Source organism: Variovorax sp. V35, from assembly GCF_041154465.1.
GTDB classification, from domain to species: domain Bacteria; phylum Pseudomonadota; class Gammaproteobacteria; order Burkholderiales; family Burkholderiaceae_C; genus Variovorax; species Variovorax boronicumulans.
In genome coordinates, this window is the sequence record NZ_AP028666.1 from 6422501 (window position 1) to 6440243 (window position 17743).

Annotated in this window: 15 protein-coding genes (1 of these 15 only partly in view); 5 read left to right on the forward strand and 10 right to left on the reverse strand. The window is 71.2% G+C overall.

Annotated elements, in window-relative coordinates; genetic code table 11:
* Together ACAM42_RS29575 and ACAM42_RS29580 are read left to right on the forward strand one after the other, a co-directional pair.
* Positions 1-1615, forward strand: the 3' portion of a protein-coding gene (locus ACAM42_RS29575) for an ATP-binding cassette domain-containing protein (RefSeq protein ID WP_062482495.1). Its footprint begins 290 nt before the window's first position; only the last 1615 of its 1905 coding nucleotides appear in the window; its start codon lies beyond the left edge, outside the window; it ends in the stop codon at positions 1613-1615.
* A 106-nt stretch (positions 1616-1721) separates the two neighbouring features.
* Positions 1722-3452 (forward strand): phospholipase D family protein, encoded by a 1731-nt coding sequence (locus ACAM42_RS29580; RefSeq protein ID WP_369630278.1) that lies wholly within the window; start codon positions 1722-1724, stop codon positions 3450-3452.
* Between the two features lie 19 nt (positions 3453-3471).
* Here ACAM42_RS29580 and ACAM42_RS29585 read toward each other — a convergent pair whose 3' ends face one another.
* The 4 genes from ACAM42_RS29585 to ACAM42_RS29600 form a co-directional block, all read right to left on the reverse strand.
* Positions 3472-4401 (reverse strand): copper chaperone PCu(A)C, encoded by a 930-nt coding sequence (locus tag ACAM42_RS29585; protein WP_369630279.1) that lies wholly within the window; start codon positions 4399-4401, stop codon positions 3472-3474.
* 32 nt (positions 4402-4433) lie between these two features.
* Positions 4434-6773 carry a TonB-dependent receptor gene (locus ACAM42_RS29590; RefSeq protein ID WP_369630280.1) on the reverse strand — a complete coding sequence of 780 codons (2340 nt, stop codon included), beginning with the start codon at positions 6771-6773 and terminating at the stop codon, positions 4434-4436.
* 86 nt (positions 6774-6859) lie between these two features.
* Positions 6860-7231: a DUF2946 family protein gene (locus ACAM42_RS29595; protein WP_369630281.1), complete on the reverse strand. Its 372-nt coding sequence runs from the start codon at positions 7229-7231 to the stop codon at positions 6860-6862.
* An 11-nt stretch (positions 7232-7242) separates the two neighbouring features.
* Positions 7243-8508, reverse strand: a complete 1266-nt coding sequence (locus ACAM42_RS29600; protein WP_369630282.1) for a TraB/GumN family protein — start codon at positions 8506-8508, stop codon at positions 7243-7245.
* 65 nt (positions 8509-8573) lie between these two features.
* Here ACAM42_RS29600 and ACAM42_RS29605 point away from each other — a divergent pair, with 65 nt between their 5' ends.
* Together ACAM42_RS29605 and ACAM42_RS29610 are read left to right on the forward strand one after the other, a co-directional pair.
* A complete protein-coding gene (locus tag ACAM42_RS29605) occupies positions 8574-8987 on the forward strand; it encodes a VOC family protein (protein ID WP_159274653.1) in 414 nt (137 codons plus the stop codon).
* Between the two features lie 74 nt (positions 8988-9061).
* Complete coding sequence (locus ACAM42_RS29610; RefSeq protein ID WP_369630283.1) at positions 9062-10189, forward strand: toxin-antitoxin system YwqK family antitoxin; 1128 nt, start codon at positions 9062-9064, stop codon at positions 10187-10189.
* Between the two features lie 21 nt (positions 10190-10210).
* Here the strand turns inward: ACAM42_RS29610 and ACAM42_RS29615 are convergent, their stop codons facing one another.
* From ACAM42_RS29615 to ACAM42_RS29625, 3 genes are read right to left on the reverse strand one after another with little or no spacing between them, the layout of a single operon-like run.
* Complete coding sequence (locus ACAM42_RS29615) at positions 10211-11185, reverse strand: tripartite tricarboxylate transporter substrate binding protein (protein ID WP_159274654.1); 975 nt, start codon at positions 11183-11185, stop codon at positions 10211-10213.
* A gap of 4 nt (positions 11186-11189) precedes the next feature.
* Positions 11190-11426: a hypothetical protein gene (locus tag ACAM42_RS29620; RefSeq protein WP_369630284.1), complete on the reverse strand. Its 237-nt coding sequence runs from the start codon at positions 11424-11426 to the stop codon at positions 11190-11192.
* Positions 11423-13183, reverse strand: coding sequence for an FAD-dependent monooxygenase (locus tag ACAM42_RS29625; protein WP_369630285.1), 1761 nt, complete (start codon positions 13181-13183; stop codon positions 11423-11425). The genes ACAM42_RS29620 and ACAM42_RS29625 overlap by 4 nt, the downstream gene beginning before the upstream one ends.
* An 84-nt stretch (positions 13184-13267) precedes the next feature.
* Between ACAM42_RS29625 and ACAM42_RS29630 the strand changes: the two genes are divergently transcribed.
* Positions 13268-14065, forward strand: a complete 798-nt coding sequence (locus ACAM42_RS29630) for a LuxR C-terminal-related transcriptional regulator (protein WP_369630286.1) — start codon at positions 13268-13270, stop codon at positions 14063-14065.
* Here the strand turns inward: ACAM42_RS29630 and ACAM42_RS29635 are convergent.
* The 3 genes from ACAM42_RS29635 to ACAM42_RS29645 all read right to left on the reverse strand — a co-directional run bounded on the left by ACAM42_RS29635 (position 14052) and on the right by ACAM42_RS29645 (position 17658).
* Positions 14052-15179 (reverse strand): zinc-dependent alcohol dehydrogenase family protein, encoded by a 1128-nt coding sequence (locus tag ACAM42_RS29635; protein ID WP_070063846.1) that lies wholly within the window; start codon positions 15177-15179, stop codon positions 14052-14054. The genes ACAM42_RS29630 and ACAM42_RS29635 overlap by 14 nt on opposite strands.
* A 27-nt stretch (positions 15180-15206) precedes the next feature.
* Positions 15207-16439 carry an ABC transporter substrate-binding protein gene (locus ACAM42_RS29640; protein ID WP_369630287.1) on the reverse strand — a complete coding sequence of 411 codons (1233 nt, stop codon included), beginning with the start codon at positions 16437-16439 and terminating at the stop codon, positions 15207-15209.
* A 124-nt stretch (positions 16440-16563) separates the two neighbouring features.
* Complete coding sequence (locus tag ACAM42_RS29645; protein ID WP_139701322.1) at positions 16564-17658, reverse strand: fumarylacetoacetate hydrolase family protein; 1095 nt, start codon at positions 17656-17658, stop codon at positions 16564-16566.
* Positions 17659-17743 lie beyond the last annotated feature (85 nt).

Below are 17743 nucleotides of genomic sequence, written 5' to 3' on the forward strand. Positions count from 1 at the left end.
CCGCGACCTGTACCTCTCCGGCGCGGACGGGCTCGACCTGGACGCCCTGCAGTCCAAGATCGAAGCCTACGACGCCTGGAACTGGGAGCAGCGCGTCGAAGAAACGCTGCATCGCCTCCACCTCGACCGCAACGCGCGCGTCGGCTCGCTCTCGGGCGGCACGCGCAAGCGGGTCGCCCTGGCCCAGGCCCTGGTGGCCGCGCCGGATGTGCTCCTGTTAGATGAACCCACCAACCACCTGGACCTCGACTCCATCGAGTGGCTGGAACAGCTGCTGATCGACTTCAAGGGCAGCGTCGTCACCATCACCCACGACCGCAGCTTCCTGAACCGCGTCGCCACCCGCATCGTGGAGCTCGACCGGGGCAAGCTGGGTTCCTACCCGGGCAACTTCGAGCAGTACCTCGTCCAGAAGGAAGAGCAGCTCGCCCAGGAAGCGATCATCAGCGCCAAGGCCGACAAGCTGCTGGCGCAGGAAGAGATCTGGATCCGCAAGGGCGTCGAAGCACGCCGCACGCGCAGCCAGAGCCGCATCACCCGGCTGCAGGAGCTGCGCGCCAGCCGCGCCGCGCGCCGCGAGGTGCAGGGCAGCGTCAACATGGACGTGGCCTCGGGCCAGTCCAGCGGCAAGATCGTGGCCGAGCTCACCGACGCCACCAAGTCCTTCGGCGAGAAGACCGTGATCCGCGGTTTCAGCGGCACCATCCTGCGCGGCGACAAGATCGGCCTGCTGGGCCCGAACGGCGCCGGCAAGACGACGCTGCTCAAGCTGATCCTCGGCGAACTCGAGCCCGACAGCGGCAAGATCCGCCGCGGCACCAACCAGCAGGTGGCGTACTTCGACCAGATGCGCGACAAGCTCGACCTCGACGCCACACTGGAAGACTTCATCAGCCCCGGCAGCGAGTGGATCGAGATCGGCAGCCAGAAGAAGCACGTCAAGAGCTACCTGTCGGACTTCCTGTTCTCGCCCGCGCGCGCCAACTCCCCCGTGCGCTCGCTCAGCGGCGGCGAACGCAACCGCCTGCTGCTGGCGCGCCTGTTCGCGCGCCCGGCCAACGTGCTGGTGCTCGACGAACCGACCAACGACCTGGACATCGACACGCTCGAGCTGCTCGAAGGCCTGCTGCAGGACTACGACGGCACCGTGTTCCTCGTGAGCCACGACCGCACCTTCCTCGACAACGTGGTGACCAGCACGATCGCCTTCGAGGGCGACGGCCGCTGGCGCGAGTACGAGGGCAGCGTGGAAGACTGGCTGATCCAGTCGAAGCGCGCACGCGAGATCGCCGAGCAGCGCCTCGCATCGGCACCACCGCCGCCTCCAGCCGCCGCACCGGTCCCGGCCCCCGCGGCTGCACCCGCCGCCGCCACGGGCGGACCCCGCAAGAAGCTCTCTTACAAGGAGCAGCGCGAACTCGAAGCCCTGCCCGCGCAGATCGAAGCCCTCGAAACCGAGCAGAAGCGCATCAGCGAAATGCTCGAACTCGACGGCGGCGCCATCTATGCGAGCGACGCCTCGCGCGCGGTCGAGCTGAGCGAGCGCCACGCCAAGATCGACGACGAGCTGCTCGCCGCGCTGGAGCGCCAGGAAGAACTCGGCGCCGGGCGCTGAGCGCCGTCTTCCCTCACCGGTTGGCCATCCGTCCCACCCACGACGGGCGCCAACTCGGCTATACATGCGGCACCGCCTTCCCAAGCCCCCGGAAAGACCCCGCCGCATGCCTTCTTCTTCCTTCCACGCGTTGGTCCGCCGCAGCATCGCGCTGCTGGCCCTCTTGGTGCTCGGCGCCTGCGCGCAGCTTCCGAAGGACGTGGACCGCCCCGTCTCGACCGCGCTCGCCTCGCCCGACGGCACGGCGCTGGCCACGCTGCTGCGGGAGCGCCGCAACGCCGACAAGGCGCGCTTCGATTCCGGCTTCCTGCTGCTGGGCGGCCCGCAGGCGGCCTACGGCAGCCGGCTGGCGCTGATCGAGAACGCACAGAAGACGCTGGACCTGCAGTACTACGCCATCCACGCCGACGCCAGCACCGGCCGGCTGGTGCGCGGGCTGCGCGCGGCGGCCGAGCGCGGCGTGCGGGTGCGCATCCTGCTGGACGACTTCCACACCATCGGCCGCGACGCGCTGGTGCTCGGCCTGGCCTTCATCCCGAACATCGAGATGCGGCTGTTCAACCCGCTCGCGGGTTCGCGCGGCACCGGCTTCAACCGCATGCTCAACGCCATCGGCGAGGTCTCGCGCATCCAGCAGCGCATGCACAACAAGCTGTTCCTGGCCGACAACGTGATGGGCGTGACGGGCGGGCGCAACCTGGGCGACGCCTACTTCGGCAACGCCACCACCGGCAACTTCGTCGACGTCGACGTGCTGGCGGCCGGCCCGATCGTGCAGGACCTCTCGCGCAGCTTCGACAGCTACTGGAACAACGAGCGCGCCTACCCCGTGCAGTCGCTGGTCTCGCGCGAGGAGTTCCAGCGCATCCGCGACCGCGCGCGCCGGGTCGACCAGGAACTCAGCGACGAGGCGGCCGAAGCGCGCAACCAGCCCAAGCCCCCGGACGGCGAGCCGCGCCCCGGCGCCGGCCCCACGCCCGAGCAGCGGGCCCGCGCCTGGGACGAGAAGCCGCTCGATCTGCGCAGCGCCGCCTTCGTCTGGGCTCCGGCCCTGATGCTGGCCGACGCGCCCGGCAAGATCCCGGCCGACAGCGGCCCCGGCGCGGTGCGCAACCCCGACCTCGTGGTCAGTCGGCCCGAGCTGCCTTCGCGCAGCGCCACCGCGCTGGCCGACCTGGCCTCCAGCGGCGACACGGTGGTCGAAGGCCTGCTGCACCTGATCGGCCAGGCGCGCACCGACCTGCTGATCATCTCGCCCTACTTCGTGCCCGGCCCCGACATGCAGCAGGCCTTTGCCGCGGCGCGCGCGCGGGGCGTGCGCATCCGGGTGCTGACGAATTCACTGGCCTCGAACGACGCACCCATCGCCCACGTGGGCTATGCGCGCCACCGCAAGGCGCTGCTCGCCGCGGGCGTGGAGCTCTACGAGCTGCGCAGCGAGCAGGCCGACTTCGGCAATGTGTTCGGCTCCTCGGGCGGCAGCGGCGCGGGCAGCGTGAGCGGCGAATCGCGCGCGATGCTGCACTCCAAGGTGCTGGTGATGGACGGCCGGCTGCTGGTGGTCGGCTCCATGAACCTCGACCTGCGCTCGCAGCTGCAGAACACCGAGATCGCGCTGCTGATCCGCAGCGGCGAACTCTCGCGCATGGCGGCCGAGCAGATCGAGCGCGGCATGCGCGAGCGCGCCTGGCATGTCGAACTCGCGCAGGGCACGCTGGTGTGGCACGCGCCCGAGGGCAGCGGCCTGCAGGACACGGACACCGAACCCGACGCGAGCGCCACGCTGCGCTTTTTGCTGCGGCTGTTCGGGCCGCTGGCGCCGGACCAGCTGCTCTGACGGTCTGGGTTCGACCAGCTCAGTGCTTGTGCTGGTGCGCACCGCCCGCCGCGGGCGCAGCGGCAGCAGCAGCGCCTTCGGGCGCACCGACCGGCAGCTTCAGCTCCAGCGTCGTCTTCGCACCCTTGGCGTCCTCGAACTTCAGGGTCATGGGCACGGTCGCGCCCTTGGTCATCGCGCCCTTCAGGTCCATCAGCATCACGTGGTAGCCGCCGGGCTTGAGCTCGACGGTCTTGCCGGCCGGCAGCTCGAGGCCGCCCGCGAGTTCGCGCATGCGCATGGTGTCGCCTTCCATCTTCATCTCGTGCACCTCGGCCACGCCGGCGGCGGGCGTCGAGATGCCGACCAGCTTCGTGCCCGTGGGCGCGGTGAGCTTCATGAAGGCGCCCGTGCCGCTCTGGCCCGGCACCGACTGGCGCACCCAGGCGTCGCGCACGTCGACCGTGGCCACGCCCTGCGCCACCACGTCGAGCTTGGCCGCGGGCTTCTTCAGGCCAGCCGTGGTGCTTCCCGCGGCGGGCACTTCGGCCCAGTCGACGCTGCCGACGTCGCAGTCCTGGCGCACCTTGAACCACAGCGGGCCCGGCGTGGCGGGCACCTTGCCGCGCAGCACGAACTCGCCGCGCTCACTGCCGGGCAGCGCGTTCTGCGGGGTCTCGGCGGTCCAGCGCACTTCGCCTTCGGCGCTGCCGGCCTTGGGCGCGTCGAGCTTCCAGCCCTTGCGCGCCTGCGCGTCGGTGAGCACGAAGCCCTTGGGCAGGCGCACCGCGAGGCCGGTCGTGGCCTTGGCGCCTTCGCAGGCGTGGCCGACGCGGAAGGCGGCGTTGTACTCGCTGCCGACGGTGGCGCCGCCCGGGGGCAGGCTCACGTGGGCGCCGGCGACGCCGGCACCGGCCAGCAGGGCGCAGGCGGCGAGGGTGTGGAAGGTGGAGGTCGAAGGCTTCGTCATGGCGGGTGTCCTTGAATAGGAAAAAGTGAGGGTCAGAGGTCGAACTTGAGTTCGGCCACGAAGGTGCGTTGCGGGTACGGGTGGAAGGCCCAGTAGGTCCGGTTGTTCAGGTTGTCGATGCCGACGGCGGCGCTCCACTGGCGGTCGATGCGGTAGCGGATGCGCGCATCAACCACGAAGAACTTCGAGAAGCCCATGAAGGCCATGCCGTTCGGATCGCTGTTGTCGAGCGTGCCGTACTGGCGCCCGCTGTAGCGCGCGCCGACGGTATAGCTCCACTTCGCATCGGGCCGGTAGGTGGCGAGCAGCGAGGCGCGCACCTTGGGCACGCGCGGCTGGTCGCGCCCGACGCTGGCCGGGAAGCCGCGGTTGGCGGTGATCTTCGAATCGGTCAGCGTGAGGCTGCCGCCCAGGTCCAGCCCCTGGATGCCCGCGTCGACCGTGTTGACCGCCACCTCCAGCCCGCGCGTGCGGATGGCGTCGACGTTCTGCACGGTGCTCACGAGGTTGGTGAGCGCCTGGGTGTACAGCGCGTCCTTCGTGTGCTCGAAGAACAGCGTGGTGCGCAGCACGCCGTCGACGCCCCAGCGCTTGAGGTCGCGCTCGGCGCTCAGCTCGGCGGTCCACGAGCGCTCGGGGCGCAGCTCGGGGTTGGTGTTGACGATGCGGTTGCCCTCGATCGAGCCCTGGTAGAGCTCGCTCACGGTGGGCATGCGCACGGCGCGGCCGACCGAGGCCTTGAAGTGCCAGTCGGGCGTGGCCTGCCAGGCGAGCGCGGCCTTGGGCGAGACGAAGCTGTTCTTGCGCGGCGCGAAGTCGAGCAGCCGCGCCGCGTTGCCGAGCTGGCCGCCGTAGGCCTCCCAGCGCTCATGGCGCAGCCCCAGCGTGGTCTTCCAGTCCTTCGCGAAGCGCCAGGTGTCCTGCACGTAGAGCGAGCGCAGCCGCGTGTTGCCGTTGAAGGCGGAGAACGGCGACACGGCCGGCCCGCCGATCCAGTCGCGCGTGTTGCCGATGGCGCTGCGCAGCCGCGCGGTGTCCTGCTGGACGCCGAAGTCGACCACGTGCGCGCCCACGCCTTCGGCCGAGCCGGTGGGCCGCCAGGTGCCCGCGGCCTTGAAGGTGTGCCAGCCGGTGCCGCCCATGTCGGTGGTGCGGCCGGGGCCGCCGTAGAAGGCGCCCGGCAGCGCCGTGGTCGGCGTGCGCGAGGTGTCCTTCGCGTAGTCGAACAGGCTCGCCGCCACCTCCCAGTCGAACACGCCGCCCGTGTGACTCTTCACCGAGAGGCCGTGCATGTAGTGCGTGAGCGCCGTCTCGGTCGGCGCGAAGGCCGCCGCCGGTGCGTCGAGGTTGTAGGTGCGTCCGCCGAGGTTCACGCGCCCGCCGTACACCGGCTGGCCGAGCGCATCGCGCAGGTACGTGTCGGTGCTGCCGTGCGTGGTGTTGTGCCAGGCGCCCAGCGTGTAGGTGGCGCGCACCGTGGGCGAGAAGTCGTAGGCCAGCTTGAGCTTGGCCTGCTCCTGGGTCGTGTCGTAGGCGGTGATGCCGCCCAGCAGCCACCACGGCTGGTTCGACGGGTTCAGCCCGAGCACCGCGCCGGTGACGGGCGTGCCCGCGCTGCCCACCGTGCCGGCGCTCACGAGCCGGTTGGCGAACGACAGCGACTGCCCCTTGCTGTGGGTGCGCGAGGCGCCGAGCCACCACGACCAGTCGCCGCTGCGGCTGCCCAGCGACAGGTCGAGCTGCTGGCCGCCCGGCGACCAATGGCTGTTGTACAGGTCGAAGTTCGAGGTGAAGCCGCTGAGCTTGACGTGCGCCTCGAGCTGCGTGGGCATGCGCGTCACGTAGTCGACCACGGCGCCCACCGAGTTGCCCGGGTAGGCGGCCGAGAACGGACCGTAGAGCACATCGACACGCTCGATCTCATCGGGCGACACCATGCCCCAGCGCGGCGCGAAGGTGGCGCCGTTGCCCAGCGGGTTCGACAGCATGATGCCGTCGGCGTAGACCATCGCGCGCGCGCTGTTGCCCGTGCCCGAGGCGCGCGTGGCGAGCACCGCGTGGTTGAAGTCGCCGATGTAGCGCTTGCGCACCAGCAGGCTCGGCAGGTACTTGAGCGCGTCTTCGGCGTCGGTCGCGTTGACCGTCTCGGCGATCTGCTCGGCGGTCACGCCTTCGATGGTGGTGGGGATCTGCGTCGGCAGCGAGGTCGGCCGGCCGCCGCTGATGGTGACGGTACCCAGCGTGCGGCCCGGGGCGGCCGCAGCGCCGGCCTCCGGCGGATCAACGTCCGGCGGCGTTTGCTGCTGCGCCCACACCGGCGCGCTGAAGGGAAATGCCATGGCGATCGCCAGGGCGCGGGAGTGCTGCTTCATGGGGAACCGGCTCCACGAACTTCAAGCCAAAGGGACTGCCTGCGCGCACCCGGGGTGCACCGACAGACAGCGCTGTTGCTGATCGCTCAGGCGGAACGCGGAGGCCCACGGGCCGGAAGCGGCGCGGCCGTGGCCGCGGCATGGCGCGCGGCGGGAATGGGTTGAAGCACGCGCCCCAGCGGCAGGGGCGCATCGAACGCGGCCGCCAGCGTCGGCGGGGGCGGTGCGCCGGTCAGCACGCACAGCGGGCAGTCCATGTGCGTGGCGCCCATGTCCTGCACGCCATCTTCGGTGTGCACCACCACCTTGATGGTGCCGGCGCCGGAACACACCAGTTCCATCGCCTGCGGATGCACCACCGGCGACGCCACCGCCACGCCCAGCGACAGCACGAACCACAGCAGCACCCAGCGGCCGAGGCGGCCGATCAGACGGGGGTGGGGGCGCAACGTGTGCATGGCGGTCGCGATTATCGGCGCACTTTGCTGTTGGTGGCCTTGGGGGCGGCACGGGGTGCGGCCTTGCCCTTGGGCGCGGCAGCGGCCTTGGACGCCGGCTTGGCCCCGCCCTTCGCAGCGGCCTTCTGGCCCGTGCCCTTGGCCGCCTTCTGCCCCTTGACGTTCTTGCCACCGCGCACCGCCTTGCGCGCCGGCGGCTCGGGCGCGGCGAGCGCCGGCATCGGCAGCGCCTGCTGCGCCTGCGCCTCGGTGAGCACCGGCGTCACGCGAAAGCCGCGCGCCGCCATCAGCGTGGGCAGGCCCTGCGCGCCGACCATGTGCAGCGCGCCGACCGCGGCGAAGGCGCTGCGCCCGCCCGCATGCAGGCGCTCGATGCCGTCGGCCAGCCCGGGGTTGCGGTCGTCGAGCAGGCGCTTCATGAGGCGCTGCTCGGCCGGCGTGTTCAGGCACTCGCACCACTCGGCGTAGCGCGCCAGCCGGGCCGCGTCGCTGCGCGCCCAGACATCGGCCAGCGTCTTGAGCTGGCCGCGCAGCCGGCCCGACTCGAGCTCGTCGAGCATGGCGTCGATCTGCTCGGCCTCCTCGGCTTCGGAGCCGCCGGTGAGCCAGCGCAGCTGGTCGGCCGCGTTCTCGAGCGCGACGATCGGCTTGTTGCTGTTGCGGGCCGAGACGGCCAGCGTCTCGTCGACGCCGAACTCCGCATACAGCCCGTCGGCGCGCGCCGCCAGCGCGGTCAGCGCCGTCACCTGCAGGATGGGCGGCAGCCGGGCGGTCGAGCCCGGCGACACGCAGGCCTCGGCGTTCTGGCGCTCGAGCCGGCGGGCGCGTTCGCCGCTGAGCACGCGCGCCACCGCGGCCGGGTCGGCCGGCTGGCTCAGGGCGCGCACCGTGGCGTCGTCGCGCGAGTCGAGCTCCAGCGCGAGCGTGTCGCTCTGCGCCAGCGCCTTCTGCACGGTCGGGCCGGGACGCACCCATTCGCCGCGCCCCAGGTGCAGGGTGCCGTAGAGCCACGAGGTGCGGCCGTCGCGCTCGATGCGCCACAGCAGGCCGCGGTCGATGCCGTTGCGCAGGCCGATGCCGGGCTTCTCGAGGCTGGCGATGGCCGAGGGCGGGCAGGCGGCGGCGTGGGCCGTGGCCGTGAACACGGCGATGAAACAACCACCGACGGCCGCGAAGGCCTGGCGGGTCAGACGTGCAAGAAGGCGCTGGGGCGCCGGCCGGTCGGTGCCGCGCGACAGCAGGCGCAGCGGTGCGACGAGGGCTCGGAGTATCCGCAAGGCGAGCTCCATGATTGAAAGAAAGTCCGGCATTCTCACAGCACCGCTGCCCATAATCCAAAACCATGCAAAGCATCTTTCACCTTGCCTTCCACGTGCGCGACCTGGACGGCGCCCGCCGCTTCTACGGCGACGTGCTGGGCTGCGCCGAAGGCCGCAGCACCGACACCTGGGTCGACTTCGACTTCTTCGGCCACCAGATCTCGCTGCATCGGGGCGAGCCCTTCGCCACCACCCGCACCGGCCGCGTCGGCGACGCGATGGTGCCCATGCCGCACTTCGGCATCGTGCTCGCGCTGCCCGACTGGCAGGCGCTGGCCGGGCGCCTCGAAGCCGCCGGCACCGAGTTCGTGCTGAAGCCGCAGGTGCGCTTCGAAGGCCAGCCGGGCGAGCAGTGGACGATGTTCTTCTGCGACCCCTTCGGCAACCCGATCGAGGTCAAGGGTTTCCGTTCGCTCGACACGCTCTACGACAAGTGACCCTGCGCCCGCCCGTTCCCGCTCTTCGGGCGCCTCGGGCGGCCGCGTCCCTCCTCGGCCCGGCCGCGATCGCATTGGCCGCACTGCTGGGTACCCCGACGGTCCATGCGCAGCAGGAGTGCGAGCTCAACGGCCAGCGCGTGAGCCCCGCCGACGGCAACAGCACCGCCGGCAAGACCGGCCTGATGCGCTGCAAGGACCGCGGCACCGGCGAACTCCAGCGCGAGCAGCAGGTGCAGAACGGCGTCTTCATGGGCCTGGTGCGCTTCTATGAAAAGGGCAAGCTCGCGCGCGAGCACACCATCAACGCCAAGGGCAACATGCACGGCCGCGCGCGCGAGTTCGCGCCCGGCGGCCAGGTGCTGCGCGACGCCATGTACGACGACGGCCAGGAGCGCGGCCTGGTGCGCAGCTTCTACCCGGGCGGCCAACTGCGGCGTGCCACCTTCTACCCCGACCGCGGCACCGAGCGCGCCATGGTCGAGTTCACCGAACGCGGCCAGATGTCGATGCTGCGCTGCGCCGAAGCGCCGGTGCTGGCGCCGGTGGCCGACGATGCCAGGCTGTGCGGCTTCACGGGCGGACCCTCGAACGTCGACCTCTTCGACGCGCGCGGCACGCTGCGCTCGAAGCTCTCGTACCAGGCGGGCAAGCGCGTGCGCACGCAGGAGTTCTACGACAACGGCAAGCCCTCGGTGGTCGACGAGATCACCGGCAACCGGCGCGTGGAGCGCAGTTTTTCGTCCGAGGGCGTGAAGCGGCGCGAAACCGTGTGGCTGCTGGTCGGGCGCTCGTCGATCCGCCAGCGCGAGCAGGAGTTTTCCGACCGCGGCTCGCTGGTGCGCGACCAGCGCTGGAACGCGTCGGGCGAGCCCGTGAGCGACGACAGCTTTCACCTCAACGGCCAGCCGCGCAGCAAGGCCGTCTACAGCGGCGCCGGCAGCGAGCGCACGGTCGACGTGACCGAGTTCTACGACAGCGGCCAGCGCGCCGCGCAGGGCCGCTACCTCGCGCCGGGGCGCGGCCGGCAGGTGCCCGTGGGCACGCACCAGCGCTTCAGTGAAAAGGGCGAGCTGCTGGCCGAGTCGAGCTTCGACGACAAGGGCCGCGTGACGCGCGAACGCAGCTGGGACGAGAACGGCGAGCTGCAGCGCGACGACGAAGTCTTCGAAGACGGCTCGCGAAAAGCGTTCGCCCGCTAGGACGAACGCCCCTGGGCGGCATCAGTCCAGCTTGATGCCGGCCTGCTTGATGATCGGGCCCCAGCGCTTCGACTCCGCGCGCGACAGCGCCGCGAACTGCGCCGGCGTGCCGGGCATCGCTTCCATGCCGAAGTCGTCGAAGCGCTTTTGCACGGCCGGCGTGCTGAAGGCCTTGTTCAGGTCGGCGTTGAGCTTGTTCACCACGGCGGCGGGCAGGCCGGCCGGGCCCAGGATGCCCTGGAACGCGAACACCTCGGTGTTGGGCACGCCCACTTCGGCCAGCGTCGGCACGTCGGGCAGGCGCTTGCTGCGCGCGCCCGAGCCGATGGCCAGCACGCGCACCTTGTTGCCCTGCATGATCGGCAGGCCCGAGGCCAGGTCCAGGAACATGCACGGCACCTGGCCGCCCATCACGTCGGCCATGGCCGGCGCCGCGCCGCGGTACGGGATGTGGGTGATGAAGGTGCCGGTGCGCGCCTTGAACATTTCCATCGCCAGGTGGTGCGGCGAGCCGTTGCCGGGCGACGCGTAGTTGACCTTGCCGGGGTTGGCCTTCACGTAGGCCAGGAACTCCTTGAAGGTCTTGGCCGGGAAGTCCGGGTGCACGACCAGCGCGAGCGGGAACTTGCCGATGGCGCCGATGTAGGTGAAGTCTTTCTCGGGGTTGAACGGCAGCTTGCTGAACAGGTGCTCGTTGAAGGCCAGCACGGCGTTGTCGGCCGACAGCACCGTGTAGCCGTCGGGCTTGCTCTTGGCGACCAGGTCGGCGCCGATGTTGGTCGACGCGCCGGGGCGGTTGTCGACCACGATCTGCTGGCCCAGCGTCTGGCGCATGGCCTCGGCCAGCACGCGCGCGATCACGTCGGTGCCGCCGCCCGCGGGGTACGGCACGACCCACTTGATGAGCTGCGCGGGGTAGTCCTGTGCGTGGGCGAAGGGGGCTGCGGCCACGGCGGCGCCGGAGGCGAGCGTGGCGAGAAGGGTGCGGCGATCCATGAGATCAATCTCCATGTTGTTGTTCGGAAGCGGACAGCGATGGTACGGGCAGCGCGCGCAACGCGTCGGCCAGCGCGGCGCGGCAGCGCGCCTCGTCGCCGACCTGCTCGAACAGCAGCAGCGCGAGCCGTGCGAGGAACAGCGATTCGCGTTCGGCGCCGGCCTCGGTGATGGCGCGCGCGCACTCGGCGTACAGGCGGTCGCGGGCGTCGGGGTGGAGCGAGGGGGCGATGGTGGTCATGCGGGAATGTCCTGTGAAGTGGCGACGGCCGCCCGGGCCAGCGCGGCGGGCAGCGCACCGGCCGGCAGGCGGTGCCAGCGCGCGGCCACGTGGCCGTCGGGGCGCAGCAGGTAGACCGCGCCATCGCCGGCGCCGAGCGCGGCGAAGACGGCGGGGGACGCCTGCGCATCGGCGCCGTCGCTGTGGCCCAGGCTGGCGATGGTGCGCACCGCGAAAGGCAAGGCGCCTTGCCGGGCCTGCGCGATGTCTGCGTCGGGCAGCGGCTCCAGGTCCGGCCGCAACACCAGCAGCGTGAACACCGGGCCGATCCAGTCGGTCAGATGGCCTTGCGCAAGCGGCTGCTCGGGCATCGCCTCGCCCGGCAGCGGGCCGGCGGGCAGCGCATCGCCCGCACTCGACAGCGCCGAACCGTCATAGCGCACGGCCTGCGTCTGGCGCGGGTTGATGAGCTGCGCAATGCCGCGGTGCGCCTCCGACAGCGACAGCGCCGCCTCGCGCAGCAGGTCGAAGCCGCGCGAGGGCGGCGACATGAACTCGGTGCTGCGCATCGCGGCCTCGGCGTTGATGTGGAAGGCCGCGATGCGCTCCTGCGAGTACGAATCCAGCAGCGCCGGGCCCGACAGGCCCTGGGCCACGAAGGCCAGTTTCCAGGCCAGGTTGTCGGCGTCGTCGAAGCCCGAGTTGAGGCCGCGCACGCCGAAGATCGGCATCGCGTGCGCCGCGTTGCCCGCGAACACGACGCGGCCGTGGCGGTAGTTGTCGAGCGTCATCGCGCCGGCGCGGTAGACCGAGGTCCACACCGTCTTCCACGGCAGGTGGCCTTCGCCGATGGCGTCGAGATGGCGCTGCACGAACTCGGCCACCGCCGCGGGCTGCAGCGCGTCTTCGGTGCTCTGGCCGGCGCGCAGCTGGTAGTCGATGCGCCAGATGTCGTCGGGCTGGCGGTGCATCAGCACGGTCGAGCCGGGGTTCCAAGGCGGGTCGAACCAGGCGCGGCGCTCGGTCGGGTGGTCGCTGTGCAGCTCGATGTCGATGATCACGTAGCGGCCTTCGTAGCCCGTGCCTTCCAGCGCCAGCCCGAGCGACTTGCGCACGAAGCTCTGGCCGCCGTCGCAGGCCGCGAGCCACTGGCCGCGCAGGCGGTAGGCGCCTTCGGCGTTGCGCACGTCGAGCGTCACGCCCTCGCCGTCCTCGTCCTGCGCGAGCGCGGTGAGCTCGGTGCCCCAGCGGATGTCGATGAGCCCCGGCGTCGCGGCATTGCGGCGCTCGATCTCGTCCAGCAGGTACTGCTCGATGTAGTACTGCTCCAGGTTGATCATCGGCGGCAGCTTCTGCTGCGCGGCCTGCGGCATCTCGAAGCGGAACACCTCGGCCGTCTTGTAGAAGCTGCGCCCCACGCTCCACGGCAGGCCCTTGCCCATGAAGGCCGGCAGCGCGCCCAGGCGTTCGACGATCTCCAGGCTGCGGCGCGAGATGCAGGCCGCGCGGCTGCCCACACAGACCGTGTCGTCGGCCTCGAGCACCACGCAGCGCACGCCGTGGTTGGCGAGCCCCAGCGCCAGCGCCATGCCCACCGGACCGCCGCCCGCGATCACGACGGGATGGCGGCCGGGCTCCATGCCGTCGGCGTCGAGCGACGGCAGCCGGGGCGCGAAGCGCGTGTAGTGGAAGGCGCCGACCGAGGGCGGCAGCGCGGTCGCGCAGGCTGGCGGCGGCACGGGGCCGGTGGCGGCGTCGGCGGTACGGGTGGTGGTCATGGAACGGGATTGTCCCGATGCAGCACCCGCGCCAATGTCATAACTTCGTAGGAGGTATTTACCCTAGTCCTCCTTCAAAGCCCCATGAAACGCTGGCGCCTCCACCCCGCCGCCGACGCCCAGCTGTCAGCCGCCGTCGTCGGCGACGTGCTGGCGGGCATCGGCACGCCACACCTGGCGGCCAGTTGCCTGGCGGCGATGCACCGCGTGATGCCCGTCACCTTCTGCACCGTGTTCGGCGTCGACGCCACCGGCCGCATCGAGACCGTGTCGGCTGCCAGCAGCTACGGCCACACGGCCGAGCGCACCGCCGAGCGCTACGTGGCGCAGCGCTTCGACCGGCTCGACCCCCACATGGCCTGGCTGGCCGCGCGCAAGCTGCCGAAGCGCGCGCAGCTGTGGATGGGCCACCAGCACGGCGACGAGGTGGCCGACCCCGCCTACCGCGCCGCCTGCTACGGCGACGTGGGCATCCGCGAGCGCAGCTCGGTGCTGTTGCTGCGCCCGAGCGGCCAGCGCGTGGCCGTGAGCTTCTACCGCAGCCTGGCGCAGCCCGAGTTCGGCGACACCGACTTCGGCGTCATCGCCGCCCACGCCACCCTGCTGGCCGACGCCGCCAGCGCCCACAGCCGCAGCGCGGCCGCCGTGCACGAGGCGGCCGCGCCCACCCTCGCCTCGCGGCTGTTGACGCTGAGCCTGCGCGAGCGCGAGGTGATCGGCCACCTGATGGCGGGCCGCACGGCGAAGGAAACGGCGCGCGTGCTGGGCGTGGAGCTCAGCACGGTGCGCACGCATCAGTACCGGGCGTTCCGGCGGTTGGGGATTCGGACGCAGAAGGAGTTGCTGCGGGGCGCGATGCCTGCGGCCGTCACGGCATCGTGACGATCTGCCGGATGGCCTCGCCGCGCTGCAGGCGGTCGAAGCCCTCGTTGATCTCCTCGAGCTTCAGGCGCCCGGTGAGCAGCCGGTCCACGGGCAGCTTGCCCTGGCGGTACAGCGCGATGAAGCGCCCCAGGTCGCGCCGCGGCACGCAGCTGCCGAGGTAGCTGCCCTTGAGCGTGCGCTCCTCGGCCACGAGGTGCCATACCGGCGTGTTCAGCGTCTGGATGGCGGCGGGCAGGCCCACGGTCACGGTCGTGCCGCCGCGGCGCGTGACCTTGTAGGCGAACTCCAGCGCCTTGGCCGAGCCCACCATCTCGAGCGCATGGTCGACGCCGCCCTCGGTCATGTCGCGCAGCCGCTTGGCCGCATCGGGGTCGCTGGCGTTCACGCTGTCGGTGGCGCCCAGCGCGAGGGCGAAGTCGAGCTTGTCCTGCGCCAGGTCGACGGCGATCACGCGCGCGGCGCCCGCCGCCAGTGCGCCCATGAGCGCGGCCAGCCCCACGCCGCCGAGCCCCACCACGGCCACGGTCTGGCCCGGCCGCACCTGCGAGGTGTTGACCACGGCCCCGACGCCCGTCACCACCGCGCAGCCGAACATGGCAGCAATTTCCAGCGGCAGCTCGCGGTCGATCTTGTGCAGCGAGCGGCGCGACACCGTCGCGTACTCGGCAAAGGCCGACACGCCCACGAAGTGGTCCATCGGCTCGCCGCGGTACGACAGCCGCCGCGCGCCGCCCAGCAGCGTGCCCGCCACGTTGGCCGCGCCGCCTGGCTCGCACAGTGCGGGCCGCCCCTCGGCGCACGGCGCGCAATGGCCGCAGCTCGGGACGAACACCAGGATCACGTGATCGCCCGGCGCCAGGTCGGTCACGCCCTCGCCCAGCGCCTCGACCACGCCGGCCGCCTCGTGGCCCAGCACGATCGGCGTGCGGCGCGGCCGGTCGCCGTTGAGGATCGACAGGTCCGAGTGGCACAACCCCGCGGCCGCGATGCGCACCAGCACCTCGCCGGGGCCGGGCGGCGCCAGCTCGACCTCCTCGATCTCGAGCGGTCGGCTCTGGGCATAGGGCGCAGGGGCGCCGAGGCGCTGCAGGACGGCGGCACGGACTTTCATGGGGTCTCCTTGGGTTCGGTCAGGCGATCAGGACTTCGCTGCGGCAACCAGCGGGCACTTGCTCTTGGACAAGGGCTGGAAGGCCTTGTCGCCGGGGATCGTGGACAGCACCGTGTAGTAGTCCCACGGGTACTTCGACTCGGCGGGCTTCTTCACGCTCACCAGGTACATGTCGTGCACCATGCGGCCGTCGGCGCGGATCGTGCCGCCCTGCGCGAAGAAGTCGTTCACCGGCATCGCCTTCATCTTCGCGGCCACGGTGGCGCCGTCGTCGGTGCCCGCGGCCTGCACCGCCTTCAGGTAGTGCGTGACCGCCGAGTAGGCGCCGGCCTGGATCATCGAGGGCATCTTCTTCATGCGCTCGAAGTAGCGCCGCGCCCAGGCCCGCGACTCGGGCGTGCGGTCCCAGTAGAAGCCGGTGGCGAAGGTCATGCCCTGCGCCTGCGCCAGGCCCAGCGCATGCACGTCGTTGATGAACATCAGCATCGGCACCACGCGCTGCTTGGGCGACACGCCGAACTGCCGCGCGGCCTTGACGGCATTGACCGTGTCGCTGGTGGCGTTGGCCAGCGCGATGGTGTCGGCCCCCGAGGCCTGCGCCTGCAACACGTACGACGAGAAGTCGCTCGCGTTGAGCGGGTGGAACACGCTGCCGATCACCTTGCCCTGCAGCTCGCCGACGAACTCGGTCATGTTGCCGGCCATGGCCTTGCCGAAGGCGTAGTCCACGCCGATCAGGTACCAGGTCTTGCCGCCCTGGCGGCTCACGCCCTGCGCGGCGCCGTTGGCCAGCGCGTAGGTGTCGTAGGTGTAGTGGACCGAGGTCGGCGCGCAGGCTTCGTTGGTGAGCGCCACCGAGGCGCCGCCGGTGTTGATCGACAGCTTCTGCCGCTCGCGCGCCAGGTTGACCACCGACAGCGCGACGGCCGAGTTGTTCATGTCGAAGATGGCGTCGACGCCGTCGCGGTCGTACCAGGTGCGCGCCAGCGAGGCGCCGATGTCGGCCTTGTTCTGGTGGTCGCCCGAGACCAGTTCGATGGGCCGTCCGAGCACCTTCCCGCCGAAGTCCTCGATGGCCATGCGCGCGGCCTCGACCGAGCCGCGCCCCGCGGTGTCGGCGTACAGGCCCGACATGTCCGACAGCACGCCCACGCGCACCTTGTCGTCGCTGAGCTTCTGGGCGGCGGCCTGCCCGGCCAGCGCCATGCCCATCACCACCCACGCGCACAGCGCGCGCCCCGCCAGCTTCGGCATGCCCATGGACCTGTCTCCTTGCAGTGAACGGATCGCTGCATCCTAGGCAGCGCCCGCCGCGCAGGGTTGGGCTTTGCGGAACGGGGGCTTCCGGCCAGCCGAACGGGGAGAAACCCCGACAGGGCCCGCGTCAGCCTTCGGCGGCGGGTTCCGGCGCGGTGCCGGTGTCGGTTCCGGCCTGCGGCTTGGTGAGCGACACCGGCGCCTCCACCGGCCGCCCCGCCGTCGACACGATCTCCTGGTCGATTGCGCCGAACAGCGAGCGCCCGTCCAGGCCCTTCATCTCGATGCGGATGGTGTCGCCGAACTTCATGAAGTCGGTGGCCGGCGCGCCGTCCTGGATGGTCTCGATGCAGCGCTTCTCGGCGATGCACGAGTAGCCCTTGGGCCATTCCATGCGGCCGTTCTTCTCGACGCCCTTGTTGCTCACGGTGCCGCTGCCGACGATGCTGCCGGCGCGCACGTTGCGGGTCTTGGCGATGTGGGCGATGAGCTGGCCGAAGTGGAAGGTCATCTCGGGGCCGGCGTCGCACAGGCCGACCTTGCGGCCGTTCCAGCTGCTTTGCAGCGCCAGGTGCACGCGCCCGTCCTGCCAGGCCTCGCCGAGCTCGTCGAGCGTGACGGCCACGGGACTGAAGGCGGTGGCGGGCTTGCTCTGGAAGAAGCCGAAGCCCTTGGCCAGTTCGGCCGGGATGAGGTTGCGCAGGCTCACGTCGTTGGCCAGCATCACGAGGCGGATGCCGTCCAGCGCCTGCTCGGGGGTGGACCCCATCTTCACGTCGCCGGTGACGACGGCGATCTCGGCCTCGAAGTCGATGCCCATGGCCTCGCTGGGCACGATCACGTCGTCGACCGGGCCCAGGAAGTCGTCGCTGCCGCCCTGGTACATGAGGGGGTCGGTGTAGAAGCTCTCGGGCACCTCGGCGTTGCGCGCCTGGCGCACCAGCTCGACGTGGTTCAGGTAGGCCGAGCCGTCGGCCCACTGGTAGGCGCGCGGCAGCGGCGCCATGCACTGGGCGGGGTCGAAGGGAAAGGCGTGGCGCGCGCGGCCGTGGTTGAGGGCGTCGTACAGGTCCTGCAGCTGCGGGCTCATGAAGCCCCAGTCGTCCAGCACCTGCTGCAAGCGGCTCGCGATGCCGGTGGCGTAGTGGGCGAGCGTGAGGTCGCGCGAGACGACGACCAACTGGCCGTCGCGCGAGCCGTCCTTCAGGGTGGCGAGTTTCATGGTACGGGCGTGAGCAAGAAAAAGGGCGCGGCGCCGCGCCCACTAAACTGGTTGAACGGGCGGCAGTGTACCGAGTGGACTTCGT